This window comes from Caballeronia sp. SL1002 (assembly GCF_057814995.1).
The window spans coordinates 658,052-683,496 of record NZ_JBYMUW010000002.1 but is presented as its reverse complement, the minus strand read 5'-3'; the positions used below and the strand labels follow the sequence as shown (position 1 = coordinate 683,496).

Genomic DNA, 25,445 nt, shown 5'->3' with positions numbered 1-25,445 from the left:
TCGCAGAATTAGCGTGAACCAGCGCCGGGCGGCGTTTCGCGTGCCCCCGCGAGCCTTGGCCGAAGCCGGGGCGACGCCGGTCGCGTGCGATTAAAGATTTTTTTCGAAGGGCCGATAACCTGCCTGATAGGGCGATGACCTGCCGCGCCGAAGCCGCCCCCGCTCAAGCTGCTCAACCCAGCCACGGGCGGGCGATTCAGGCGAGCCACGACGGCTTACCGGCAGGTCGCGCAACCAGAAGGCCACACGAGAACATGCAAGCGAACCGGATTACCGATAACCGCCGCAAATCCTGGCGCACCGCCTTTACCGGCGTTCGCGCGCTGATGAAGGCGTTGCAGACGTCGAGCGCGGAGAGCGTCGCGACAAGCGTCGCCACCGCCGATGGCCTGGCCGACGCAATCAGCGCGCCGGGTGCCCACGCGCCGGGTGCCCGGACGCCGGAAGCCCGGATGCCGGACACCCGGACGCCGGAAGCCCGGATGCCTGCCGCCGCGCTGCCCGCCGCCGTGCTCGAAGCGACGCTCGGCACGGTCGATTTTCTTGCCCAGCTCGACGACGCCCTGCGTTTCCAGTATGTATCGGACGCGAGCATCAGCTTTATCGGGTATCACCGCGACTATCTGCAGACGCTGACGCTTCACGACCTCGTCCCGTCGATCGAAACCGACGAACTGAACGCGCTGGTCGCCCGCGCGCACGTGAGCGGCAAGCTGGAAACGGCGACGCTGCATCTGGTCAAGTCGCTGACCTATCCGATCTGCGTCGAGTTGCGGCTGCGCTCGACGGCCGCCCAAGGCGTGCCGGGCTTCGCGCTCGCCGCCTTCGACGTTTCGCATTGGCGCGAGCACGAAGCGCAACTCACGCACGCACTTCACCACGACCCGCTCACCGGCCTCGAAAATCTCGCCGCGCTGATTCCCGCGCTGAACGCCGCCCAGGCCGAGGCGGAGCACACGCGCACGCAGGCCGCGCTCGTCGTGCTCGATATCGACGATTACCAGCGCATCAACCGCGCGCTCGGCTACGACGCGGGCGACGACATGCTGCGCGAGACCGCGCGGCGCATTCAGCACGCGGCGCATCCAGGCGAGCGTGTCGCGCGGCTCGCGAGCGATTCGTTTGCCGTGCTGCTGCCGGTCGGCGCGACCGCCGAGAGCGCCGAGAGCCTCGGGCGGCGTCTGTTGACCGCGATCGCCCAGCCGTTCCGGTTTCGCGGCCAGCACACGCATTTGTCGGCGAGTGTCGGCGTGGCGCTGTATCCCGATTTCGACGATCCCGCCGTGACCGCGCCCGGCACCGTCGACGCGCATTTGCTGCGCATGGCCGACCACGCGCTGTCGCAGGCGAAGGCGGCGGGCGGCAACACGCTCGTGTTCCACGTTCCCGACGACGATCCGACCGACGCCGAGCGCCTGAAGCTCGAAGCGGATTTGTACGAAGCCGTGCGCAATGGCGAGTTCGCGCTCCATTTCCAGCCGATCACGAGCAGCCTGTCGGGCGGCGTGGTGGGCGTCGAAGCCTTGATGCGCTGGCATCATCCGGTGCATGGGCTGGTTCCGCCGACCACCTTCATTCCGCTCGCGGAATCGATCGGTCTGATCAACTATCTGGGGAACTGGGTGCTGAAAGCCGCCTGCATGCAGCTCATGCAGTGGGACGCGATCGGCATCCGGCTCGACTATGTTTCGGTGAATGTTTCGCCGCAGCAATTCCGCGATAAGCGTTTCACCCAGGCCGTGCAGGACGCGCTGAACCTGACGGGCATCGACCCGCGCCGGCTGGTTTTCGAAATCACCGAGAGCCTGCTGATGCACGATCCCGAGGAAGCCACGCGCCTCTTGGAAGCGCTGACGGCGTTCGGCATCCGCTTCGCCGTCGACGATTTCGGCACCGGCTACTCCAGTCTTGCTTATTTGCAGCGTTTTCCGTTGTCGAAGCTGAAAATCGACCGGAGTTTTGTCGAAAATCTGCTTACTTCGCGCAACAATCGCGCGATTGTTTCAGCGGTGGTCGGGCTCGCTCAGTCGCTCGGACTGGAACTGGTCGCGGAAGGCGTCGAAACCGAGGCGCAACGGGACCTGCTGACAGAAATGGGCTGCGATCACATTCAGGGCTGGCTGATCAGCAAAGCATTGCCGTCGGAGGAATTGGCACGTTCGTTCCATTCCAACAACCTGTTCCTGCACGCGGCATTATGAGATACGTGTACCTTCATGCTTTAATCCCATAACGTGTTACGAAACATCGTTTTGGAAAAAATTCGTTTCGACTTCACGTCGATGATCTACCTCGCTTCGGCCCACTCGTCCGGCGCGTGTATGGTTTTCACACAATACGCATGGTAAGCACCGTCAAGGCCGAATTACTGGACAAGCTGTGGTCGCGCATGAGCGAGCGCGGGGATTTCCCCATGCTTTCGCAAGCGCTGCGCACGACTGTGTCCGCGATGAGCGACGACGACCTCGACTTCACTGCGCTCGTCCAGGTCGTGCTGTCCGATTTCGGCCTCACGCAGAAGGTGCTGCGCCTCGCCAACTCCGCGATGTACATGGCGTTCGGCGGCAACATCACGACCGTCACGCGCGCGCTGATGGTGCTCGGCATGGATGCCGTCGGGCATCTGGTCGTCGGTCTCAAGCTCGTCGATCACTTTCATCACAGCGCGCCGCGCCGGATCGACGCGAAGCTCGAACTCAACCGCACGCTGCTTTCCGGCGCCGTCGCCCGGCAGATCACCGAGGGCACCGACCTGCGCGCCGCCGAGGAAGCCGTCGTCTGCACGCTGATGCGCCAGATCGGCAAGCTGCTGGTTGCGTTCTATCTCGAAAGCGAGTGGGATCAGTTGCGCCGCAAGGCCGAGAGCGACAACATCACGGATAGTCTCGCGTGCGCCGCCTTGCTGGGCGTGAGTTTCGAGGAAATCGGGATCGAGGCCGCGGACCGCTGGCGGCTGCCCGAAACCATCCGCGCCGGGATGCAGGTGAGCGATCCGACTGCGCCGGTCGACGAAAGCGTGCCGAAGCACGTGCGCTGGCTGCAGGCCGTGACCAACTATTCCACCGAAGTCGCCGATGCGCTGACCGCGCAGAACATGGCGGGCGCGCATCGCGAGACGGTGTTGATCGATATTGCCAACCGTTATTGCACGGCGCTGTCCACCGATCCCGCGACGCTTGCCGCGATGAGCCTGGCGCTTGCCAGCGAGGAAGGCGGCGACGGCGTGATGGCCGAGATCGTCGAATTGCGCGCGAATGCGGATGCGATCGCGCGCGCGGGGATGTCGGCGGAGGCGCGGATCGGCGCGAGTCTGGAGGATCTGCGCTCGTTGCCGTCGAAGAACGCGCTCGGGCAAGTGCTCGCGCTGGCGTCCGAGGCCGTGCTCGCCGGGCTGACGTTTTCACGCACCGTGGTTTTCGTGCGGCAGGCGAACGACGAGTTTCAGGCGCGGCTTGGGCTGGGACTCGGGCCGGTTGTCGAACGGCAGTTGCCGAAGATGCGCTTTGCGGCGGCGTTTCAGCCGGACGTGTTTCATCTCGCGATTTCGAATCCGGTGGGGATTTTTATCGAGAATGCGCACGATCCGCGGATCGATGCGCGTCTGCCGCGATGGTTCAAGGACACGTTGGGCAATGCGCAGGCTTTTGTCCTGCTGCCCGTGAAGGTGAACGACTCGACGGTTGCGCTGGTCTATGGCGACTGGGTTCTGACCCAGAACGTGCGGAAGATTACGCCGGTGGAGATGGGCGCGCTTAATGAGCTCACCAAGGAGTTGAGCCGGTTTTTCGCTAATGCCGATTGGAAGGAAGTGGAGTTGTTGTAGCCGCTGGCGCTTGGGGTTTGTGGTTTGTGGTTTGGTGCTTGTTGACACCGTCTGTGCGCTTCTCGTTTCTGAACACTTGCTTTCGTGTAGGTCTATTAGCACGCCGCTATGCGCGGCAGCAGTCACTTTCTTTGCTGCTGCAAAGAAAGTAACCAAAGAAAGCAGCTTATCCGACTAAGTGTCCACCACGAATAACCTCGCGGATAGGCGCGCAAGCTGACCAGGCTAACTCGGCTTCATCGGTTTTGGCACAGCACCTGTCAGTTCCATCCTCGCTGCGCGCGGACGTCGGGCATATCTTCAGCACCCAGCTTTCTGCGAACTTGCTTCCGCGTAGGTTTATTAGCACACCGCTATGCGCGGCAGCGGTCGCCGCTGCTTTCTTTGCCTAGCCGCAAAGAAAGCCGTATATCCGCCTACGTGTCTACCTCGAATAATCTTGCGGATAGGCGCGCAAGCTGATTTGGCTAACTCGCAGCTATTGGTATTGGCATAGCGCCTGTCAGGTCCGTCCTCGCTGCGCGCGGACGACGGGCTTTGGTTTGGTTTTTCAGGGTTATGCCTTACCGGCAGGCGCTTTGCGCCTGTCGGGATGAATGAGCGGTTCCACTATGTAATGTGGTGCGATGGCCGAATCAGCTTGCGCGCCTATCCGCTAGGTTATTCGAGGTGGACACTTAGACGGATAAGCTGCTTTCTTTGGTTACTTTCTTTGCAGCAGCAAAGAAAGTGACTGCTGCCGCGCATAGCGGCGTGCTAATAGACCTACACGAAAGCAAGTTCCGAAGAAGCACAGGCAAACAAAAGCAACGAGCGCCAGCAGAACCAAAAACCCGCCCGCCCCGGCCAGGGGCAAGCAAGTTCCCAGAAAGCACAGGCAAACGAAAGCGAGGGCACGAGCAAACCCACCCGCCCCGCTCAGTGCAACTGAAACTTCCCGACCAACCCCTTAAGCGCCCGCGCCTGATCATCGAGCGATTGCGCCGCCGCAGCAGCCTCCTCGACCAGTGCAGCATTCTGCTGCGTCCCCGCGTCCATCTGCGTGACCGCGCGATTGATCTCCTCGATCCCGCTGCTCTGCTCCGCCGACGCCGCCGAAATCTCGCCCATGATATCGGTCACGCGCTTGACCGCTCTCACCACGTCGTGCATGGTTTCGCCCGCTTCCTGCGCGTAGGTCGAGCCGTCCGTCACACGCGACACCGACGTGTGGATCAATCCCTTGATCTCCTTCGCCGCCGCCGACGAACGCTGCGCCAGGCTTCGAACCTCGCCCGCGACGACCGCGAAACCACGTCCCTCCTCACCCGCGCGCGCCGCTTCCACCGCCGCGTTGAGCGCCAGGATATTGGTCTGGAACGCAATCCCCTCGATCACCCCGATGATGTCGCCGATACTCTTCGCGCTCGCGTTGATCTGCTCCATCGTCGAGACGACCCGTCCGACCACCACGCCGCCCTTCTCCGCAATCTCCGACGCGTTGTGCGCCAGCACGCTCGCCTGCTTCGCGTTGTCGGCGTTCTGGCGGACCGTGGACGTGAGCTGCTCCATGCTCGTCGCCGTCTTCTCCAGCGCGACGGCCTGCTGTTCCGTCCGATGCGACAAATCGACGTTGCCGGTTGAAATTTCGCCCGACGCCGACGCGATTGCCTCGGCGCTCGCCGCGATATCGCCCACCGTCGCCGACAACCCCGACTGCATCTCGGACAACGCCGAAAGCATGCTGCCGCTGTCGCGCTTCGCAATCGCGATGCGGTTCGACAAATCGCCCGCCGCGATCCGGCTCGCGATTTCCTTCGCATAACCCGGCTCGCCGCCAAGCTGGCCGGCGAGACGCCGCACGACCCACTCGCTCACGACCATCGCGAGCACGATCAATCCGACCGTCAGCACCGAGACGATTACGAACGACGAATGAAAAATGAACGCGGCGGCGTCGATGGTCGCCTTGGCGGCCGCGCCGCGACGCGCGACGACTTCATCCACCGTCTTTTCGAGCTTGCCCGTTTCAACCAGCAGCGATACATCCTGCATGCCGACTTGCCAGTTCATCTGCGAGAGATCGAGCGGCTGCTGCTTCATCAGCGCGACGAACGCGCGCAAGTGTTCGCTCCACGCGCCGACCGCCGTGACGAGACCTTGCTGCTGCGTCGCCGATGCCTTGTCGGAGACGTCGATATATTGCTTGAGCGTCGCCTCTTCCCGCTCGATCGCGCCGAGCGCACGGTCGATATCCGCGCCCAGTTCGTCGCGCTCCTTTGCAGTCGTCGCAGTCAGCAGCATTTTTTGCGAACGGCTCGCGCGCAGGACGAAACCGCGCAATTCCTCGGCCGAACGGCTCGCGACATGGCCCTGCATATAAATGGATTCCGTCGCGCCGTTGAGGCGGCTGATTTGCGTGAGCGCGATCACGCCGATGGCGAGCGTGCCCGCCAGCACGAGCGCGAACGCGAGGCGCAGCGACGCTTTCACGGACATACCGCCGGCGTTCTTTTGCTCGCGCGCAGGCGTGCCGGCGGCCGGTCCGGTCGGCGCGAAACCCGCGCCGGTGCTACCGCGTAACGAAAACGATTTCATCTTTTAATCCCCGAGATTTCCGATATTTCCGACGCGCGGCACGCCCTCGCGCGCGCACGTCTGTCACTGGTCTACGGCAATTTCCGCGCACTTCTTTAAGCTCTTTTTAACCGATTTCGCACGTGCGTTCGGATGCCGAAAAAGCGTTATACCCGGTCAAAATTTATGCGGCGACGACGCAGGACAAGCGTTCAGAAAAGCGTCGGCCCGCTGCAACGCCGCAACGCGACGCTGTCCGATCCGCGACAAAGGTTGGCAGGACAATGTAAAGCGGACACACTAAACTACGATCCATTCATCCCGCGCATGAATCGTCGATACGCCGGGCACACGAATATACGAGACACGTCAAAGAATCCGCACCATGCAAACGAGCATCGAACAAGGCGCGGCCGGCGCCGCGCCGGTCGCGCCCACAGGCGTCGCCAAGCCGCAGAACACCGTGTTTTCGGTATTGGGCGCGATCAGTTTCGCGCACTTGCTGAACGACATGATTCAGTCGCTGATCCTCGCGATCTATCCGATGTTCAAGAGCGAATTCGCGCTGTCATTCGGGCAGATCGGGCTGATTACGCTGACTTATCAGATCACGGCGTCGCTGCTGCAGCCACTGGTCGGGCTTTATACCGACAAGCATCCGAAGCCGTATTCGCTGCCCGTCGGCATGGGTTTTACGCTGTCGGGGCTGTTGCTGATGTCGATGGCCGGCAGTTTTCCGGTGCTGCTCGTCGCGGCGGCGCTGGTGGGATGCGGGTCGTCGGTGTTTCATCCGGAATCGTCGCGGGTCGCGCGGATGGCGTCGGGCGGCCGGCATGGGCTCGCGCAGTCGCTGTTTCAGGTGGGCGGGAACGCCGGATCGTCGCTTGGGCCGCTGCTGGCCGCGTTGATCGTGATTCCGCACGGCCAGCGCAGCATTGCGTGGTTTTCGGCGGCGGCGCTGGTGGCGATTGTCGTGTTGACGGGGATCGGGCGCTGGTACAAGCAGCATCCGGCGGTGAAAAAGGGCCGTGCGCAGGTGAAGCACGCGACGTTGCCGCGCAATCGCGTGATGGCCGCGATGGGCGTCCTGATGCTGCTCGTGTTTTCCAAGTACTTCTATCTCGCGAGCATCACGAGTTACTTCACGTTTTATTTGATCAGCCGGTTCGGGCTGTCGGTGCCCGAGGCGCAGATCCATCTGTTCTGGTTTTTGGCGGCGGTCGCGGCGGGGACGATTATCGGCGGTCCGATCGGCGACCGGATTGGGCGCAAGGTCGTGATCTGGGTATCGATACTGGGCGTCACGCCGTTCACGCTGCTCTTGCCTTATGCAAATCTGTTCTGGACGGGCGTGTTGTCGGTGGTGATCGGCGTGGTGATTGCATCGGCGTTTTCCGCGATTCTGGTTTATGCGCAGGAGCTCGTGCCGGGGAAGGTCGGCATGGTCGCCGGGCTGTTTTTTGGCTTCGCCTTCGGGATGGGCGGGATCGGGGCGGCCGTGCTCGGGCATTTGGCCGATGCCACGAGCATCGGGTATGTGTACCGGGTTTGCTCGTTCTTGCCATTGATCGGGATTTTGACGGTTTTTCTGCCACGGGTGGGGCGGTGAGGGCACCTTGGGATTGCGGTTACACCGGCTGATGTGCACGTGCGGTTTTAGGGATTGCCGTCGGTTGGTCTTCTAACGCGGCTCCCGCCTCGGACAGGTTTTTGTTTGCTGGCGCTTGGGGGTACGTTTTGTTGGCGCTTTTTGCTTTTGTTTTGTTTACCTGCGCTTTCTGGGAACTTGCTTTCGTGTAGGTCCATAAGCACGCCGCTATGCGCGGCGGCAGTTACTTTCTTTGCTGCTGCAAAGAAAGTAACTACTGCCGCACACAGCGGCATGCTCACAAACCGACACGAAAGCAAGTTCCCAGACACCACTGGCAAACAAAACCAAACGGCGCCAGCAAACCCAACCGCCCCCTAAATCGAAAAAACTCCACCCACGTCCGGCCCAGCGCTCGTGGCGAGCGCCTTAACCCATTGCCGAGCGGGCAGCGCTAACTCCTTTTCGATCAACCGTGCACGCTCGCTCAACGCCACGAACGGAACCGCAAGCGCCGGCCCGGCGAACGCGATCGCGATGCGGTTGCCATCGTGTACTTCCGGCAACGCGATCACGCGACCATCGAATGCTTCTTTCAAACGCTTCATATTGCGCACAAAGCTCGGGTGATCGCCGAACAGATTCACCGTGACGATGCCCGCCTCCGGCGAGAGACACGCGCGACACGCGCGATAGAACGACACGCTGTCGAGCACCGGGCCGCGCGCGGTCGCATCGTAGACGTCGATCTGCAACGCGCCGATCGTGCCGTGATTCGCCGCATCGTTGACGAAATCCCACGCGTCGCGCTCGTCCACGGTAAGGCGCGCGTCGTCGGACGGCAGCGCGAACATCGTGCGCGCCGCGATCACGACAGCCGGGTTCAATTCCACCGCCGTGACGTTCGCGCGCTTGAGGAACGCGTGGCAGAACTTGGTCAGCGCAGCCGCGCCAAGACCGAGCTGGACGACGCGCTTCGGCGTTTCGATGAATAACAGCCACGCCATCATCTGCTGCGCGTATTCGAGTTCGATATGGTTGGGCTTGCGCAGACGCATCGCGCCCTGCACCCATTCCGTGCCGAAATGCAGGAAGCGCACGCCGCCCATTTCCGAGAACGTCACCGGCGCGAAACGCGGCTTGCGCGGCGCCTCGATTTGCGGGGCGTCGTGAAGATCGTCTTCGTCGAAATCGTGGCGCGAGCGCTTGTTCGGCTTCTTGTTGCCGAAAGCGCGCGCTTCGGCGGACGCGCGTTTGATCAGTTTCGTCATGGGGAGATGTCGCGCCAGATGCGCAATTTTTGGTCGAACGAGAGAATAGCATTCGCCGCACTCGACGACGGCAACACGAGCGTCCTGTAACCCGCCGCGCGGATCACCGGCTCGAAGCGGCCCGACGTCTTGCCATTGAAGCACACCTTTTCGAGGCGCGGCGCGTGCACGCGAAACGAGGCGAAATCGTTCGGATTCGCGTGACGGATCGCGGCGTCGAGACTGCCTTCGCGCTCGCACGCAGCAAGCACGTCCCACAAACCAATGCCATGCGCGAGCAGGCGCGCAACCCGCGCGTCGTAGTCGAGTTCGTGCAGCGACTCGCCGATCGCGGCGCCCGTCAGCCGCCAGAACTGGTTACGCGGATGCGCGTAGTACTGCGTCGCGGCAAGCGACGCCACGCCGGGAAAACTGCCGAGTATCAGCGTATGTGTGCGTTCATCGGCGATGGGCGGGAAACCTTCGAGCATCACGAACGCTCGCCGTGAATGGCGCGCGAGGCCAGATGCAGCAGCGCACGCGGATGATCGCGGTGGATCGCGTGCCGCTCCTCGCGCTCCCGCAGCGTGCGCCACAGCGCGGGCAACATGCATTCGGTGACCATTAGCGGCGCGTTTCGGCGCAGGAACACGGAACGCCGCGCGAGCAACGTGCTCGCGATCGGCATCGGCGAAGACGCGGATGCCATCCGGAACAACGGATGCCGCGCATTCACGCGACGGCTCGCGAGCGCCGACCGCGCGACGCTGCTGTCGCTATACAGCAGTTCCGCGAGCGGCCGCGTGCGCAAGCGCCGGATGGCTTGCCAGACGCCCGCGCTCGCATCGAGCGGAACGACACTGTGCGCCGCGACGAACGGCGCGCCATTCACGCTCAGCACCACTTCGCGGATCCACGCCGGCGTGCGCGGCGCGACGCCGAGCGCGCGATATTCGTCGGCCCACGGCTGGCCGACCGCCTCGCGCGTCACATCGACGCTCACTGCGCCCAGCGTCGCGAGATGCGCGGTGAGCGAGCCGCCGCGCGTCGTCCAGTCTTTTTGATCGGCGGAGAAGGACGCGAGCGGCGCGAGACGCCAGTGCGGGTCGATGGGATCGTGGGGAATCGGCATGGCGCGATTATAAAACCCGAAGCGATATCGGATAAATCGTATAGAGCGCGTCTTTCAGATACGGATGATTGAGCCGCCGGCCGCGACATCACGCGCGCCGGTCAAACAACTGAGAGGAGATTTATGTCGGTCAACAAGAAAGAAACGTCGGCGAAGGTCGCGCACCTCGCGTCGGAAACGCTGCACGACCCGAAAGCGTCGGCCATCGCGAAAAGTCTCGCGGCGTCCGCGCTCGCACAGGCGCACACGGACAAGCAGACGAGCGCAGCCATGGAGCACAAGGCAAGCGAAGTCCTGCACAGCGACAAGTATTCAAAGGACACGAAAACGCTCGCCGCGTCGGTGCTCGCGCAGGCGAACAAGGAACGGTCGGTGAAATAAAAAAAGCGCTGCCGGAGCATGCTCCGGCAGCGCTTCTGCTTGGGACCTTCGTGAACGCTTATTGCGCGAGCAATAGCGCGTTCGTGCGCTTCACGAAGCTCGCCGGATCTTCGAGCGTGCCGCCTTCCGCGAGCATCGCCTGATCGAAGAGAAGATGGCACCAGTCCGCGAAATGCGCGCCGCTCGTGTCCAGTTTCTTCACCAGCGGATGCTCCGGATTCACTTCGAGAATCGGCTGCATCTGCGGCGCGGCCTGCCCCGCCTGCTTCAACATGCGTTGCAGATAACCGCTCATGTCGCCTTCATCGGCCACCAGGCATGTCGGCGAATCGGTCAGGCGGAACGTCAGACGCACGTCCTTCGCCTTGCCCGCGAGCGCTTCCTTCATCTTCTCGACGAGCGGCTTCAGTTCTTCGCCCACTTTTTCCTGCTGTTCCTTCTCGGCGTCGTCCAGCGCGCCGAGATCGAGGTCGCCGCGCGCGACGCTCTGAAGCGGCTTGCCGTCGAATTCATTGAGGAACGAGAGCATCCATTCGTCGACGCGATCCGTCAGCAGCAGCACTTCCACGTCCTTCTTGCGGAACACTTCCAGATGCGGGCTGTTCTTCGCGGCCTGCCAGCTATCGGCGGTGACGTAGTAGATCTTCGTCTGCTCGGGCTTCATGCGCGCGACGTAATCGGCCAGCGCCACGGTCTGTTCGGCCGTGTCGTTATGCGTGGATGCAAAGCGCACGAGCTTCGCGATCCGCTCTCGATTGCCGAAATCCTCGCCGATACCTTCCTTGAACACCTGGCCGAATTCGGTCCAGAAGTTCGCGTATTTCTGGCGGCCTTCGTCGTCCGTTGCTTCCGCCGACGACGACGCGATTTCTTCCAGCATCGAAAGCACGCGCTTGGTCACGCCTTCACGAATCGCCTTGACGTCGCGGCTTTCCTGCAGGATTTCGCGCGAAACGTTCAGCGGCAGATCCGCCGAATCCACCACGCCCTTCACGAAACGCAGGTACGTGGGCAGCAATTGCTCGGCGTCGTCCATGATGAACACGCGCTTCACGTACAGCTTCAGTCCGCCGCGATGATCGCGATTCCACAGATCGAACGGCGCGTGCTTCGGCACGTACAGCAATTGCGTGTATTCGCTGCGGCCTTCGACCCGATTGTGCGTCCACGCGAGCGGCTCATCGTGATCGTGCGACAAGTGCTGGTAGAACTGCTTGTACTGCTCGTCGGTGATGTCGTTCTTCGAACGCGTCCACAGGGCGCTGGCCTGATTGACGGTCTCGTCCTCGTCCTTCGTGACCATCTCGCTCTTTTCCGCGTCCCACTCTTCCTTCTTCATCAGGATCGGTAGCGCGACGTGGTCCGAGTACTTCTGGATGATCGACTTCAGGCGATGCGTCGCGAGGAACTCGTCTTCCTCTTCACGCAGATGCAGCGTGATCGACGTGCCGCGTTGCGCGCGCTCGATCTGTTCGATCGCGAAATCGCCCTCGCCCGCGCTTTCCCAGCGCACGCCTTCCGAAGCCGGCAAACCGGCGCGGCGCGTTTCGACCGTGATCCGGTCAGCGATGATGAAACCCGAGTAGAAGCCGACGCCGAACTGGCCGATCAACGCGGCATCCTTTTGCTGGTCGCCGGAAAGCTTCGAGAAGAATTCCTTCGTGCCCGAGCGCGCGATCGTGCCGAGGTTCGAGATGGCTTCGTCGCGGCTCATGCCGATGCCGTTGTCCTCGATCGTCACCGTGCGCGCCGCGCGGTCGAACGACACGCGGATTTTCAGGTCCGGATCGTTTTCGTACAGCGCGCTGTTTTCGATGCCCTCGAAACGCAGTTTGTCGGCGGCATCCGACGCGTTGGAAATCAGTTCGCGAAGGAAAATTTCCTTGTTGCTGTACAGCGAATGGATCATCAGATGCAGAAGTTGCTTAACTTCCGCCTGAAAGCTCATGGTTTCTTGCGCCATGCTCGGTTCCTCTGTGTTTATGTGTGTGTCAACGCTATTTGCGGCGAAATTCCGGGCGAAAGTGCGGGCCAGCGCCCGACGGCTCGCGCCCAATGCTGCGTCAAATTGGGGCCGCCGCCGCCCTTTTCAAGTACCGCGCCGCGCGGACTTCGCGGCGTGTTCGATCAGCATGCCCGGCAGCCCCGAATCGGCGCAATTCGCGACGTTGAAGCGCATCCAGGTGCTCGGCGACTGATGCGGCGAGAACAAACTGCCGGGCGCCAGCACGAAGCCGGCCTCGTTGCCCGCCGCGGCGAGCGCGTCGGAATCGACGCCAGTGTCGGTCCACAGGAACATACCCGCCGACGGCACCAGAAAGTTGCGGAAACCGACTTCTTCGAGCATCCGCGCGGTGCGGTCGCGCACGCCGTCGAGCCGGCCGCGCAGCCGCTCGACGTGGCGCCGGTAATGGCCTTCGGTCAGGACTTTGTAGAGCACGCGCTCGTTGAGCTCCGGACTCGTCATGCCGACCAGCATTTTCTGGTCGGTGAGCGCTTTCGCCACCTCTTCCGATGCCGCGATGTAGCCTACGCGCAGGTTGGCCGCGAGCGTCTTCGAAAAGCTGCCGAGGAAAATCACACGCTTGAGTTGATCGAGGCTCGCGAGGCGCGTCGCCGCGAAACCGGGCGGACAAAGATCGCCATAGATATCGTCCTCGACGACGATGAAGTCGTAGGTCTCGGCGAGTTGCAGGATGCGGAACGCCTGCGCGGCGGAAAGCGACGTGCCGGTCGGATTCTGCAAGACCGAGTTGATGACCAGCATCTTGGGCCGCCACGCCGCAACCATCGCCTCCAGCGCGTCGAGGTCCGGGCCGTCGGGCGTGTACGGCATGCCGACGAGCCGCGCGCCCTGCGACGCGAAGCGCCCGAACATCTGGAACCACGCCGGATCGCCGACGATCACCGTGTCGCCGGGCTGCACATAAAGCCGCGCGATCAGGTCGATGGCTTGCGTCACGCCCGACACCATCACGATCTGCGGCGGCGTCGCGCGGATTTCGAGTTCGGCGAGACGCGTCTGCAGATGCTGGCGCAGCGGCAGAAAGCCTTGCGGCGTGCCGAAACCGAGCATCTGCGCGCCACTTTGACGACTCAGCGTGCGCAGCGCGTTGGTAATCAGTTCGCCGTCGAGCCAGCGCGTCGGCAGATAACCGAGACCCGGCCCTTTTTCCGGATTCGTGTTCAGCAGCATGTTGCGCAGCAGCCAGACCACGTCGATCGTGCTCGCGACCGGCGCGCGTTCCGGGACGATCGCAAGCGCCGGCGGCCCGCTCACGCGCTCGCGCACGTAGAAGCCGGAGCCGCGCCGCGAATCGAGATAGCCGTGCGCGACCAGCCGTTCGTAAGCCTCGACGACCGTGAAACGCGACACGCCTTTATCGAGCGCGAGCTTGCGGATGGACGGCATGCGCATGCCGGGCCGGAACACGCGTTCGTCGATCCGGCGGCGTCCCCACTGCACCAGTTGATCGACGAGCGTGCGCTGCGGCGCGTCGTGCGGCGCGGGAATCTGGTCGAGCGGGACGGACATTAAGCGGCTCCACGGAAACGGTGTTCGGCGAATTCCGAAAATAACGGAAAAAGTGTACCGAATAGTATTGGTCCGATTGTACCGTTACTGTGCAGGTGATAGCCGCTACATTTATCGTCCGGACCGGGCGCCGATGGTTACCCAGCCTGCCCGCGCGGCTCGCCGGGCCGCAGCGGTTATGCTGTCGGCCCTTCGATACACCCGGCTCCCGCCTCACCGCTCTCCCGAAATATCGCCATGACCGTTCAATCGCTTGCTCTCGATCACCTCGTTGTCGCCGCTCGCACGCTCGAACAAGGCGTGCAGTTCCTCACGGCCACGTTCGGTGCGGCGTTCGCATCGACGGATGCGCTTGCGCAAGGCGGCGCGCATCCGTCGATGCGAACGCACAACCGTCTGCTGAATCTGTGGGGCGGCGCGTATCTGGAAGTGATCGCCGTGGACCCCGCTGCGCCTTCCGCCGCGACGCCGCGTCCACGTCTTTTCGCCCTCGACGATCCCGCGTTCCAGCAGCGACTCGAAGCCGGTCCGCAGTTGGTGCACTGGGTCGCGCGGGTTGATCGGCCGAAACTTTTGGCGCGCTGGCAGGCGCAGTTTCCGGAGCGCATCGCGCCGGTCGTGGCGATGTCGCGCGGCACGAACACGTGGTCGCTGACGGTGCCCGACGACGGCGCGTTTCCCGCGTGGCAAGGCGCGGGCGACGGCGTCGCGCCGTCGCTGATTCAGTGGGACACGCCGCGTCATCCGAGCGCGTCGCTGCCGGAAACGGGCATCGCGCTGCGCTCGCTGACGGGCTTCCATCCGACGCCTGAGCGGATCGCGGAGCAGCTTGCGTGGCTCGGCGCGGCGCATCTGATGCGCGTCGAGCCGACGGCGGGCCGCCCGGCGCTCGTCGCCGAATTCGAGTTGCCCGACGGATCGCTGGTGACGATCGGCGAGTTGGCCGAAACGGCCGAGATGGCCGAAGCGTCGGCCCTCAGCGCGGAGAAGCGCACCGCGAAACCACGCAAGCGCGCCGCGAAAGACGCCGCGCCGACAATACAAACCGATGGAGACACAACCGAATGAAGTCCCGTGAAACCGAAGGCATGCTGCTTGGCTTGATCGGCGTGATCATCTTCAGCCTGACACTGCCGATGACCCGCATCGTCGTGCAGGAAATTCATCCTCTCCTGAACGGGCTCGGGCGCGCGCTCGCCGCCGCGATTCCCGCCGCCGCGCTGCTCGTGTGGCGGCGGGAACGCCGTCCGACCTGGCCGCAGATGAAGAGTCTCGCGGTCGTCGCGTTGGGTGTGATCGTCGCGTTTCCGGTGTTTTCGGCATGGGCGATGAAAACCGTTCCCGCGTCGCACGGCGCGGTGGTCAACGGGCTTCAGCCGCTTTGCGTCGCGATCTATGCGGCATGGCTCTCGCACGAACGGCCGTCGAAAGGCTTCTGGCTCGCGGCGGTCGCGGGCAGCGCCATCGTGGTCGCGTTCGCGCTGCAAACGGGCGGCGGCGGCGTGCAGGCGGGCGATCTGCTGATGCTGGTGGCGGTTGCCATCGGCGCGCTCGGCTATGCGGAAGGCGCGCGGCTCGCGCGCCAGATGGGCGGCTGGCAGGTGATCTGCTGGGCGCTCGTCGTGTCGGCGCCGTTTCTCGTGCTGCCGGTCGGCTGGCTCGTCTACGCGCACCACGCGGCGCACCCGGAGCCGCTCGCGCTGCGCACCTGGCTCGCGTTCGGCTACGTGACGCTGTTTTCCCAGTTCATCGGCTTTTTCGCGTGGTACGCCGGGCTGGCGATGGGCGGTATCGCGCGTGTCGGTCAGGTGCAATTGCTGCAAATCTTCTTCACGATGGCGCTCTCGGCGCTCTTTTTCGGCGAGAAAATCGACGCCACGACGTGGATCTACGCCGCCGCCGTGATCGCGACGGTTGTCGTGGGGCGGCGCACGGCCGTTCGCAACGGTGTCGGCACCCCGATCACCACCGCGCCGACGAAGCCCGCCGCGCGCCCGTCCGAAGCCCATCCGACGAGTGCAAGATGACGCCCGCGAGCGATAATGACCGTTTCCCGCTGCATCCGATGCAAACAGATCCACCCCGACCGACCGAGGACCTCATGAATCAAGCCGACCTTCGCGCCACGCCGTGGCAACTTTCCGAACGCGCCCGCAAGCTGACCAGCTCGGCGATCCGCGAAATTCTGAAGGTCACGGAGCGGCCCGAGGTCATTTCGTTCGCGGGCGGCCTGCCCTCTCCGGCAGCGTTTCCGGTCGATGAAATGCGCGTGGCGTCGGAGCACATCTTGCGCGAACACGCCGCGAGCGCGCTGCAATACAGCGCAACCGAAGGCTTCATGCCGCTGCGCGAATGGGTCGCCGCGCGATATTCGGCGAACGGCGTGTCGATCCGCCCGACGCAGGTGCTGATCACGACCGGCTCGCAGCAGGCGCTCGACCTGCTCGGCAAAGTGCTGATCGATCCCGCGAGCCGTGTGCTGGTTGAAACGCCCACGTATCTCGGCGCGCTGCAATCGTTCTCGATGTTCGAGCCGGAGTACGTGCAAGTTCCGACCGACACGCACGGCCTGATCCCCGAAGGCCTCGACGCCACGCTGACCGCGGGCGCGCGCCTGCTTTACGCCCAGCCGAATTTCCAGAATCCGACCGGCCGGCGTCTGCCGCTCGATCGCCGGGTGAAGCTCGCTTCGTTCGCGCAGACGAGCGCGTTCCCGGTGATCGAGGACGATCCCTACGGCGCGCTCGATTACGCCGGCGCGCCGCTGCCCACGTTGCTTTCGATGGCGCCCGACCATATCGTCCATCTCGGCTCGTTTTCGAAGGTGCTCGCGCCGGGCTTGCGCGTCGGCTACATCGTCGCGCCCGAGGACTTGCACTTCAAACTGGTGCAGGCCAAGCAGGCAACCGATCTCCACACGCCGAGCCTCACGCAGCGCATCGTCCACGAGGTGGTCAAGGACGGTTTTCTCGACCGTCACATTCCGACCGTCCGCGCGCTCTACCGCGACCAGTGTGCAGCGATGCTCGCCTCGCTCGAACGCCACATGCCGGCCGGTGTCGAATGGAACCAGCCGGAAGGCGGCATGTTCGTGTGGGTGACGCTGCCGAAACACATCGACACGATGAAGCTGCTCGCCGAATCGATCGAACAGCACGTCGCGTTCGTGCCGGGCGGCCCGTTCTTCGCGAACGAAGCGGAGCACAACACGCTGCGCCTGTCGTTCGTGACGGTGCCGCCCGCGAAAATCGACGAAGGCGTCGCCAAGCTGGCCGCGCTGATCCGCGCCAAGGTCTGACACGTCCGTTGCCGCCCCGCCGTGTTCGAACTGCGCGGCGGCAACGGCCCGTTTTTAACGCAAAACTAAGGAGCAACAGATGAGCGAATCGAATGTGTACGACAAGCTGAAAGCCCTCGGCATCGACCTGCCGACCGCCGGCGCACCGGCCGCCGCCTACGTGATGAGCGCGCAGAGCGGCAATACGGTCTATCTGTCGGGCCATATCGCGAAGAAGGACGGCCAGGTCCACGTGGGCAAGCTCGGCGCGACGCTATCGACCGAGGAAGGCAAGGCAGCGGCGCGCTCGATCGCTATCGATCTGCTCGCGACGCTGCACGCGCACGTCGGCGATCTGAACCGCGTGCAGCGCGTCGTCAAGCTGATGAGCCTCGTCAATTCGACGCCCGATTTCACCGAGCAGCATCTGGTGACGAACGGGGCGTCGGAACTGATTGCCGAGGTGTTCGGCGAACGCGGCAAACATGCCCGTTCGGCGTTCGGCGTCGCGCAGATTCCGCTCGGCGCGTGTGTCGAGATCGAGTTGATCGCTGAAGTGGCTTAACTTGGTAACTTAGTCCGGCTCGCGCGAATTATTCCTCGCCGTGCTAGCTCGCTCTTAATTCAAACGTTCATGCCATGAGCACGGTCCCGTTCAAGCAGGTCGACGTATTCACTTCGGTGCCGTTCAAAGGCAATCCGCTCGCCGTCGTCTTCGACGCCGACGCGCTCTCGACCGACACGATGCAGGCCATCGCGCGCTGGACGAATCTGTCGGAGACGGCGTTCCTGCTGCGGCCGACCGAGCCCGGCGCGGATTATCGCGTGCGCATTTTCACTACGGCGAGCGAGTTGCCGTTCGCGGGCCACCCGACACTCGGCGCGGCGCATGCGCTGCTCGAAAGCGGTTATGTGCCGAAGCGCGACGGCCATCTGGTGCAGCAGTGCGGCGTCGGACTGGTCGCGCTCGAACGTCAGGAAGACGGCGCGTGGGCGTTCGCCGCGCCGCCCGCCCGAATCGTTCCGCTCGATGCGCCCGCGCAACAGCGTCTCGCCGATGCACTCGGCCACGATGCCATCGACTTCAGCGCGCCGCCGGCTGTCGTGAACAACGGCGTGCCGTGGCTGGTTGCGCGCGTGCGGTCGGCGAACGCGTGTCTCGCGCTCGCGCCCGACCCCGCCGCGATGACCGCGCTTACCGCTGAAACCGGCGCGGCGGGCCTCGCCGTCTACGGTCCGCACGACGGCGATGGCCCCGCGACCTTTGAATTGCGCTGTATCTGCTATGGCGCGGAAACCTGTGAAGATCCCGTGACCGGCAGCGCGAACGCCGCCCTCGCGTGCCTTTTGACGGCGCAGGACCGGCGTCCGGGTTTGTCCTACACCGTGCGTCAAGGCACCGTTCTCGGCAGCGACGGTCAAATCAGCGTGGCTTACGACGATCCGCCATCGGACGCAGCACCGGGCGCAAACTCAGGCCGAATCTGGATCGGCGGGCATTCGGTCACGGTGGTCGCGGGTCATTTCCGGTGCGCCTGAAACGTTGCGCGCGGCGCACAACTGCCGCGCCGCGCGTTAACCCCCAAGCGGCGCTCTTTCTTAAATCGGGCTCATTCAGTAATATCTGAACAATCAAGGGGCGGATTGCGCGATGCCGTGCTCTTCGCTTCACATCGGCAGTAGTGGGCTAAACGGTTGAACAACGCGACCGCCCCGCGCCGATGCAGTTCATAGCGGTCCAAACGAGCCGCGCGATTCTGGACACGTCCGTTCGCCGCAACCGAAGCCATTGCGGCTGAAGCCCCATCAGACGCATGGTCGAACATCCGGTGCCGCAGCGCCGCGTGATATATGGACTGAAGCGAAGCAAATGAACCGAACACGGCCCAGAGTGTCACGCGAAGCCAGGCATGGCGATGCGCCCGCACGCCGGCGCCGCGCGCTGCTCGCCATCCCCGCGCTCGGCGCGCTCGTGCTCGTGCTCTTGTGGACCGTGATCTTCGCGCGGCTTTCGGTCGAACGCGAGGCGGCTACGCACGAGGCCATGTCCTCCGCCGCGATCCTCTCGTCCGCGCTGGAACAGCACACGATCAAGGCGATTCATCAGGTCGATCAGGTCACGCGCTTCGTCAAGTACGAGTTCGAGAAGACGCCGGACAACTTCGATCTCGCCCGCACGGTTGAAAAAGGCGTCGTGCAGAGCGACACGCTCGTGCAGGTTTCGCTCATCGACGAACACGGCATTCTGGTCGCGAATACCGCCGATCCGCATCCGAAGCCGATCGACCTGTCCGATCGCGAGCACTTCAAGGTCCATACGCACTCGAACGACGACCTGCTCTATATCAGCCGGCCGGTGCGCGGACGCGTGTCGGGCGTATGGACACTGCAAATCACCCGCCGCCTCAATCATCCCGACGGATCGTTCGCGGGCGTCGTGGTCGTCTCGGAAGACCCGAGCTACTTCACGAGCGACTTCTACAACGTCGCGTCGATCGGGCACGAGGGCGTGATCGCGGTGGTGGCCGACAACGGCGCGGTGCTTGCGCGCAACACGGGCGCGGGGGCGTCGGGCGAAGCGGCGCCGTCCGACACGCCACAAGGCAAGAGCGCCGCCGAAAAAGCGCGCGCCGATTTCTCCGCGAGCGGCGTCTATCCGACCGCCGATCACGCGTCGGGCATCTACGTCGATCCGATCGACCACGTGACGCGCATCGTCTCGTACCGGCATCTCGACGGCTATCCGCTCGGCGTGCTGGTCGGCCTGTCGCAGCGCGAGGAATTCGTCGATTACAACCACACGCGCAATGTTTATCTGCTGATGGCGATTTTTATCTCGCTCGCCATGCTCGGCTTCTTCGCGGTGGCGACCGGGCTGATCGGCAAGCTGCTCGGGCGCGAGCGCGAGATGACGCATCTGGTCGAATACGATCTGCTCACCGGCCTGCGCAACCGGTATTCGACCTTGCAGGCGTTGCGGCACGACGTCACGCAGCCGCACAACATCGGCCATCTGGCGCTGCTCTTCATCGACCTCGACAACTTCAAGACGGTGAACGACACGCTCGGCCACAACGCCGGCGATATCGTGCTGCAAATGACGGCGTCGCGGCTCGCGGAAACGGTCGGCGACAACGGCACGCTGTCGCGCATCGGCGGCGACGAGTTCGTGGTGATCGTCAAGGGCGACGACGTGGAAACCGAGGCGGTCGTGCTCGCGGAAGCCATTTCGTCGATGTTCGCGACGCCCTTCGACGTGCGGGGCAGCGCGTTCGTGCTGCACGCGAGCATCGGCATCGCGCTCTTTTCGGTTTCGAACGAGAGCGAGATCGACTTGCTGAAGAAAGCGGATCTGGCGATGTACAGCGCGAAGGATTCGGGCAAGAACTGCTACCAGTTCTATTCGCCGCATCTCTCGCACCGCGCCGATCACCTGATGAAGTGGGAGCAGCAGCTACGCGTCGCGCTGACCGAAAACCAGTTGTTCCTCGCGTATCAGCCGAAAATCGATCTGACGCACCGCTGTGTTACCGGCTTCGAGGCGCTGGTGCGCTGGAATCATCCGCAGCACGGCCTGATTCCCGCCAACGAATTTATTCCGGTCGCGGAATCGACGGGCCTGATCGTGCCGATCGGCGATTTCGTGATCCATACCGCGTGTATGCAACTTGCGCAGTGGCGCGCGCAGGGTTACACGGCGCTGTCGCTGGCGGTCAATATTTCGGCGGTGCAGTTCTGGCGCGGCGACCTGCTGGAAACGGTCGAGCGCGCGATCGTGGAGAGCGGGATCGCGGCGGACAAGCTCGAACTGGAGATCACCGAAACGGTGATGATGGAATATCCCGAACTCGTGCAGGACAAGATCGCCGCGTTGAAACGTCTGGGCGTGCGGATCGCGCTCGACGACTTCGGCACCGGCTATTCGTCGCTGTCGTATCTGAACCGCTTTTCCGTCGATACGCTGAAGGTGGACCGCTCGTTCATTCAGGCGGTGCCCGACGACCGCAGCGTGTGCGTGATGGTGTCGGCCATCGTGAATCTGGCGCGCTCGCTCGGACTGACCGTGGTGGTGGAAGGCACCGAGACCGAAGAGCAGATTGCGTGGCTTTCCGGCCTCGGGCCGATCGAGGCGCAAGGTTTCCTGTTCTCGCGCCCGGTGCCCGCCGACGGCGTGCAGGCGCTCCTCGACCGCTTCGGCGTGTGCGGCCGCCCGCTCGCCGATCTGCCGCGCTTGCGCCGGGAACCGTCGAGCACGGCGGGCTGACTTCGTCCGAAAGCGGCTTAGCGCGCGGCGTCGAAATTGCCGAAGAATGCCCGCGCGTTCGCGTCGAGACTCTCGATGTGATAGCCGCCTTCCTGCACGATGAGCGTCGGCAATTTCAGCGCGCCGATTGCGCCGCCAAGCCGGCCGAAACCCTCGGTAGTCACCGCGACCATCGACTGCGGATCGTCCTTGTAGATGTCGAAACCCAGCGCGAGCACGAGCGCGTCCGGCTGGAAGCGATTGACCACGCGCAACGCGGCGTCGAGTTGCTCGAAGAACACGTCTTCCGTCGAGCCGTGCGGCATCGGCAGATTGACGTTGAAACCGTCGCCCTCGCCTTCGCCGCGCTCGTCCTCGTAACCTGCCACGACCGGATAGAAGTTGGTCGGATCGCCGTGGATGGACACGTAGAGCACGTCGTCGCGGCCATAGAAGATTTCCTGCACGCCCTGGCCGTGGTGCATGTCTGAATCGAGGATCGCGACGCGTCCGTACTTCGCGCGCAACGCCTGAGCGGCGATCGCGGCGTTATTCAGATAGCAGAATCCGCCCGCCGCCTCGCGCCGCGCGTGATGGCCGGGCGGCCGGCACAGCGCGTAGGCCTCGCGCGCGCCTTCGTTGATCGCCGCCGCGCCCGCCAGCGCGCTTTGCGCCGACCAGTACGCCGAGCGATACGTCTCCTGCCCGACCGGACAACTGCCGTCCGCGAGATAGCGCGCCGCCTGCGCGAGCACGCCGCGCAACGGATTGCCCTCGCGCACGTAGACGTTCGACATCACTTCGTCGCCCCAGTCCTGCGGAATCTTTTTCCAGTCGGCGTGCGCCTCTTCGAGAAAGCGCAGATAGTTCATGCCGTGAACGGCCGCGATCGGCGCGACGCCCCGATCGGCCGGTTCGCTCACTTCATAGCCGAGCGTCTTCACCGCCTCGACGAGCCGCAGCGCACGTTCCGGCACCTCCTGCGGCGTGCGCATCTGGCCGCGCGAGAGATAGCTGCGCGGATGGTGTTTCAGTTGGTCGGGATGAAAGAAAGTCTGCATGGCGTTTTTCTCAGGCTTCGGCGGGCGTGCGTGCGACCGCGCGCGCCAGCACCGCGTTGATCAATACGTTCGCGCCGGATTCCACGTCGTCCGGCAGCGCGTCTTCGGCTTCGTTGTGCGAGAGACCGTCCACGCACGGGATGAACACCATCGCCGTCGGGACGTGGCGCGCGAGATGAATCGCGTCGTGGCCCGCGCCGCTCACGATGCGCTCGTATCGATAACCCAGCGCACCCGCCGCTTCCTCCACGAGCGTCACGCAATCGGCGTCGAACGGCGTCGCGGGGCTGGTCCAGTAAGAGGCGACTTCGACGCCGAGTCCGCGTCCGTTCGCGACGCGCGCGAACGCATCGCGAACGTCGCGCTCCATCGCGTCGATTTTCGCGTCGTCGGGATGGCGCAGATCCACCGTGAACGACACGCTGCCCGCAATCGTATTGCGCGACGAGTTCGGAATCGCGACCTGGCCGATCGTAACGAGCCCGAGCGGCGCGAAACGCGCGGCGACCGCTTCGAGTTGCAGCGCCATCTCGGCACAGGCGAAAAACGCGTCGCGCCGATACGGCATCGGCGTCGTGCCCGCATGCGCCGCGACGCCCGACACCGTCACGTCGAGCCAGCGGATCGCCTGCCCGCCCGTCACCACGCCGATCGGCGTGCCGTGGCTTTCCAGAATCGGCCCTTGCTCGATGTGCGCCTCGAAATACGAATCCACATTCGCGATATCCGCGCGGCGCGTGCGTTCGGCGGTGCATTCGTCGAGCGCAGCGGCGAGCGTCACGCCGTCCGCATCGCGCGTGGCGAGCGCGTGTTCCAGCGGCGTCGCGCCGACGAACACCGCCGAACCGAGCATCGCCGGCGTGAAGCGCGCGCCTTCCTCGTTGGTCCACGAGACGATCTCGATCGGCTTCTCCGTCACGACGTTCGCGTCGTTCAGCGCGCGCACGACTTCGAGCGCGGCAAGCACGCCGTACACGCCGTCGAATCGGCCGCCTTCGGGTTGCGTATCCAGATGGCTGCCGATCACCACGGCTTTCGCGTTCGCATCTGCGCCCGCGCGCCGCGCGAACAGGTTGCCGACTTCATCGGCCGAGACCGTCATGCCTGCTTCCCGGCACCAGCGCGCGAACAACTCGCGGCCGCGCCGGTCTTCGTCGGTGAGCGCGAGACGGCGCACGCCGCCTTTTTCCGTCGCGCCGATTTTCGCCATCTCCATCAGGCTCGCCCACAGGCGCGCGCCGTTTGCTTTCAGCATGAGTCCAGTTCCTCTTGAAGTGCGTGTGTTCATCAGCGCGCGGCGAGCGCTTCGGGTGCATCGGCGCGGCGTGCCTTCAGCGCGTCGAGCGCGACGATACACACGAACGACAACCCCGCGAGACACGTGTAAAACACGGCGAGCGGCCACCATTGCCCGACGAAACGATGCGCGAGATACGTGCCGACGAGCGGCGTCAAACCGCCCGCGATCGCGCCGCAGACCTGATACGACAGCGAGATGGCCGAGTAGCGCACGTGCGTCGGGAACACGCCGGACACGAAGCCCGCGATGACCGAATAGAAGCTCGCCATGCACACGACGGCCAACGCAATGCCGATCACCATCGAGACGATGTTGCCGCTCTGGACCAGGATGAACATCGGATATGGCGACACCATCGCGCACAGCGCGGCGAGCTTGAGAAAGCGCGCGCCGCCGATTTTTTCAGCGATATACGCGGCGAGCGGCTGCGCGAGGAACTGGATGATCGCCACCGCGAACAGGCAGTCGAGAATCAGCGATTTCGTCACGCCCACGTACTGCGTCGTGTACGAAATCATGAAGGTGTTGGTGAAATAGACGCCCGCGATACCGATCGTGTTCGCGCCGATACAGAGCGCGACGAGCGCGCCCGAGGTGCGGAACACTTCGGCCACCGGCAATTCGACCGTGCGCTTGTTCTGCTTTTCGCGCTCGAATTCCGGCGACTCGTTCACGCCGATCCGGATAAAGATCCCCACCGCGAGCAGCACCGCGCTCGCGAGGAACGGCAGACGCCAGCCCCAGGAAATGAAGTCGGCGTGATCCATCGAGGTCACGGCGCGAAACGCGATCAGCGAAAGAATCAGCCCCGCCGGACTGCCAAGCTGCGCGAACGAAGCGAAGAACGTGCGGCGTCCTTCCGGCGCGTGTTCGCCGGCCATCAGCACCGCGCCGCCCCACTCGCCGCCGACCGCCACGCCCTGCACGACGCGCAGCAGCACGAGCAGTACCGGCGCCAGCACGCCGACGCTCGCAAAACTCGGCAACACGCCAACACAGACGGTTGCGACGCCCATCATCATCAGCGTGGTCATCAGCGCTTTTTTGCGGCCGATCTTGTCGCCGAGATGCCCGAAGATCAGCCCGCCGAACGGCCGCGCGAAGAAGCCGACCGCGAAGGTCGCGAACGAGGCCATCGTGCTCACGAACGGATCGTGCGAGGGGAAATACAGCTCGCCGAACACCAGCGCGGCCGCCGTCGCGTAGATATAAAAGTCGTACCACTCGATCATCGTGCCGATGAAAGCCGCCGCCGCGGCGCGGACGGGCTGGCGGGTCGTCGTTGGAATCGAACTCACT

Annotated in this window: 18 protein-coding genes and 1 pseudogene; 10 read left to right on the top strand and 9 right to left on the bottom strand. The window is 63.9% G+C overall.

Annotated features, from left to right (window positions below; all coding sequences use genetic code 11):
• Window positions 1-254: 254 nt before the first annotated feature.
• Both AC3D25_RS05995 and AC3D25_RS05990 read left to right on the top strand, forming a co-directional pair.
• On the top strand, window positions 255-2,201 hold the full coding sequence (locus AC3D25_RS05995) for a putative bifunctional diguanylate cyclase/phosphodiesterase (RefSeq protein ID WP_488887535.1): 1,947 nt from the start codon (window positions 255-257) through the stop codon (window positions 2,199-2,201).
• A 140-nt stretch (window positions 2,202-2,341) separates the two neighbouring features.
• The gene (locus AC3D25_RS05990) at window positions 2,342-3,823 is read left to right on the top strand and encodes an HDOD domain-containing protein (protein ID WP_488887534.1); all 1,482 of its coding nucleotides are present in this window, start codon (window positions 2,342-2,344) and stop codon (window positions 3,821-3,823) included.
• A 918-nt stretch (window positions 3,824-4,741) separates the two neighbouring features.
• Here the strand turns inward: AC3D25_RS05990 and AC3D25_RS05985 are convergent.
• Window positions 4,742-6,400: a methyl-accepting chemotaxis protein gene (locus AC3D25_RS05985; RefSeq protein WP_488887533.1), complete on the bottom strand. Its 1,659-nt coding sequence runs from the start codon at window positions 6,398-6,400 to the stop codon at window positions 4,742-4,744.
• Between the two features lie 364 nt (window positions 6,401-6,764).
• Here AC3D25_RS05985 and AC3D25_RS05980 point away from each other — a divergent pair, with 364 nt between their 5' ends.
• Window positions 6,765-7,988 (top strand): MFS transporter, encoded by a 1,224-nt coding sequence (locus AC3D25_RS05980; RefSeq protein WP_488887532.1) that lies wholly within the window; start codon window positions 6,765-6,767, stop codon window positions 7,986-7,988.
• 356 nt (window positions 7,989-8,344) lie between these two features.
• On the opposite strand, the gene AC3D25_RS05975 is transcribed toward AC3D25_RS05980, so the two are convergent.
• Genes AC3D25_RS05975 through AC3D25_RS05965 form a run of 3 tightly spaced genes read right to left on the bottom strand, consistent with a single transcriptional unit; the run spans window position 8,345 to window position 10,349 of the window.
• Window positions 8,345-9,238, bottom strand: a complete 894-nt coding sequence (locus AC3D25_RS05975; RefSeq protein WP_488887531.1) for a class I SAM-dependent methyltransferase — start codon at window positions 9,236-9,238, stop codon at window positions 8,345-8,347.
• Window positions 9,235-9,708 carry a DNA-deoxyinosine glycosylase gene (locus AC3D25_RS05970; protein WP_488887530.1) on the bottom strand — a complete coding sequence of 158 codons (474 nt, stop codon included), beginning with the start codon at window positions 9,706-9,708 and terminating at the stop codon, window positions 9,235-9,237. Before AC3D25_RS05970 ends, AC3D25_RS05975 begins: the two co-directional genes overlap by 4 nt.
• Window positions 9,708-10,349: a chorismate--pyruvate lyase family protein gene (locus AC3D25_RS05965; protein ID WP_488887529.1), complete on the bottom strand. Its 642-nt coding sequence runs from the start codon at window positions 10,347-10,349 to the stop codon at window positions 9,708-9,710. Before AC3D25_RS05965 ends, AC3D25_RS05970 begins: the two co-directional genes overlap by 1 nt.
• Window positions 10,350-10,472: 123 nt before the next feature.
• Between AC3D25_RS05965 and AC3D25_RS05960 the strand changes: the two genes are divergently transcribed.
• Entirely contained in the window at window positions 10,473-10,730 is a 258-nt protein-coding gene (locus tag AC3D25_RS05960) for a hypothetical protein (protein ID WP_488887528.1), read from the top strand.
• A gap of 58 nt (window positions 10,731-10,788) precedes the next feature.
• On the opposite strand, the gene htpG is transcribed toward AC3D25_RS05960, so the two are convergent.
• Complete coding sequence (gene htpG / locus AC3D25_RS05955; protein ID WP_488887527.1) at window positions 10,789-12,693, bottom strand: molecular chaperone HtpG; 1,905 nt, start codon at window positions 12,691-12,693, stop codon at window positions 10,789-10,791.
• A 126-nt stretch (window positions 12,694-12,819) separates the two neighbouring features.
• Window positions 12,820-14,265 carry an aminotransferase-like domain-containing protein gene (locus tag AC3D25_RS05950; protein ID WP_488887526.1) on the bottom strand — a complete coding sequence of 482 codons (1,446 nt, stop codon included), beginning with the start codon at window positions 14,263-14,265 and terminating at the stop codon, window positions 12,820-12,822.
• A 237-nt stretch (window positions 14,266-14,502) separates the two neighbouring features.
• Between AC3D25_RS05950 and AC3D25_RS05945 the strand changes: the two are divergent.
• The 6 genes and pseudogenes from AC3D25_RS05945 to AC3D25_RS05920 form a co-directional block, all read left to right on the top strand.
• A pseudogene (locus AC3D25_RS05945) lies at window positions 14,503-15,183 on the top strand (VOC family protein); the annotation flags it as partial.
• Window positions 15,184-15,329: 146 nt separating this feature from the next.
• On the top strand, window positions 15,330-16,292 hold the full coding sequence (locus tag AC3D25_RS05940) for a DMT family transporter (protein ID WP_488887525.1): 963 nt from the start codon (window positions 15,330-15,332) through the stop codon (window positions 16,290-16,292).
• A gap of 74 nt (window positions 16,293-16,366) precedes the next feature.
• A complete protein-coding gene (locus AC3D25_RS05935; protein ID WP_488887524.1) occupies window positions 16,367-17,563 on the top strand; it encodes an aminotransferase-like domain-containing protein in 1,197 nt (398 codons plus the stop codon).
• 79 nt (window positions 17,564-17,642) lie between these two features.
• Window positions 17,643-18,107 carry a RidA family protein gene (locus AC3D25_RS05930; RefSeq protein WP_488887523.1) on the top strand — a complete coding sequence of 155 codons (465 nt, stop codon included), beginning with the start codon at window positions 17,643-17,645 and terminating at the stop codon, window positions 18,105-18,107.
• 74 nt (window positions 18,108-18,181) lie between these two features.
• The gene (locus AC3D25_RS05925) at window positions 18,182-19,081 is read left to right on the top strand and encodes a PhzF family phenazine biosynthesis protein (RefSeq protein WP_488887522.1); all 900 of its coding nucleotides are present in this window, start codon (window positions 18,182-18,184) and stop codon (window positions 19,079-19,081) included.
• Window positions 19,082-19,412: 331 nt separating this feature from the next.
• Window positions 19,413-21,806, top strand: a complete 2,394-nt coding sequence (locus AC3D25_RS05920) for a bifunctional diguanylate cyclase/phosphodiesterase (RefSeq protein ID WP_488887521.1) — start codon at window positions 19,413-19,415, stop codon at window positions 21,804-21,806.
• A 17-nt stretch (window positions 21,807-21,823) separates the two neighbouring features.
• On the opposite strand, the gene AC3D25_RS05915 is transcribed toward AC3D25_RS05920, so the two are convergent.
• From AC3D25_RS05915 to AC3D25_RS05905, 3 genes are read right to left on the bottom strand one after another with little or no spacing between them, the layout of a single operon-like run.
• Entirely contained in the window at window positions 21,824-22,846 is a 1,023-nt protein-coding gene (locus tag AC3D25_RS05915) for a histone deacetylase family protein (RefSeq protein WP_488887520.1), read from the bottom strand.
• Window positions 22,847-22,856: 10 nt separating this feature from the next.
• Window positions 22,857-24,101 carry a Zn-dependent hydrolase gene (locus AC3D25_RS05910; protein WP_488887519.1) on the bottom strand — a complete coding sequence of 415 codons (1,245 nt, stop codon included), beginning with the start codon at window positions 24,099-24,101 and terminating at the stop codon, window positions 22,857-22,859.
• 32 nt (window positions 24,102-24,133) lie between these two features.
• Window positions 24,134-25,444, bottom strand: a complete 1,311-nt coding sequence (locus AC3D25_RS05905; protein ID WP_488887518.1) for an MFS transporter — start codon at window positions 25,442-25,444, stop codon at window positions 24,134-24,136.
• Between the last annotated feature and the right edge of the window lies 1 nt (window position 25,445).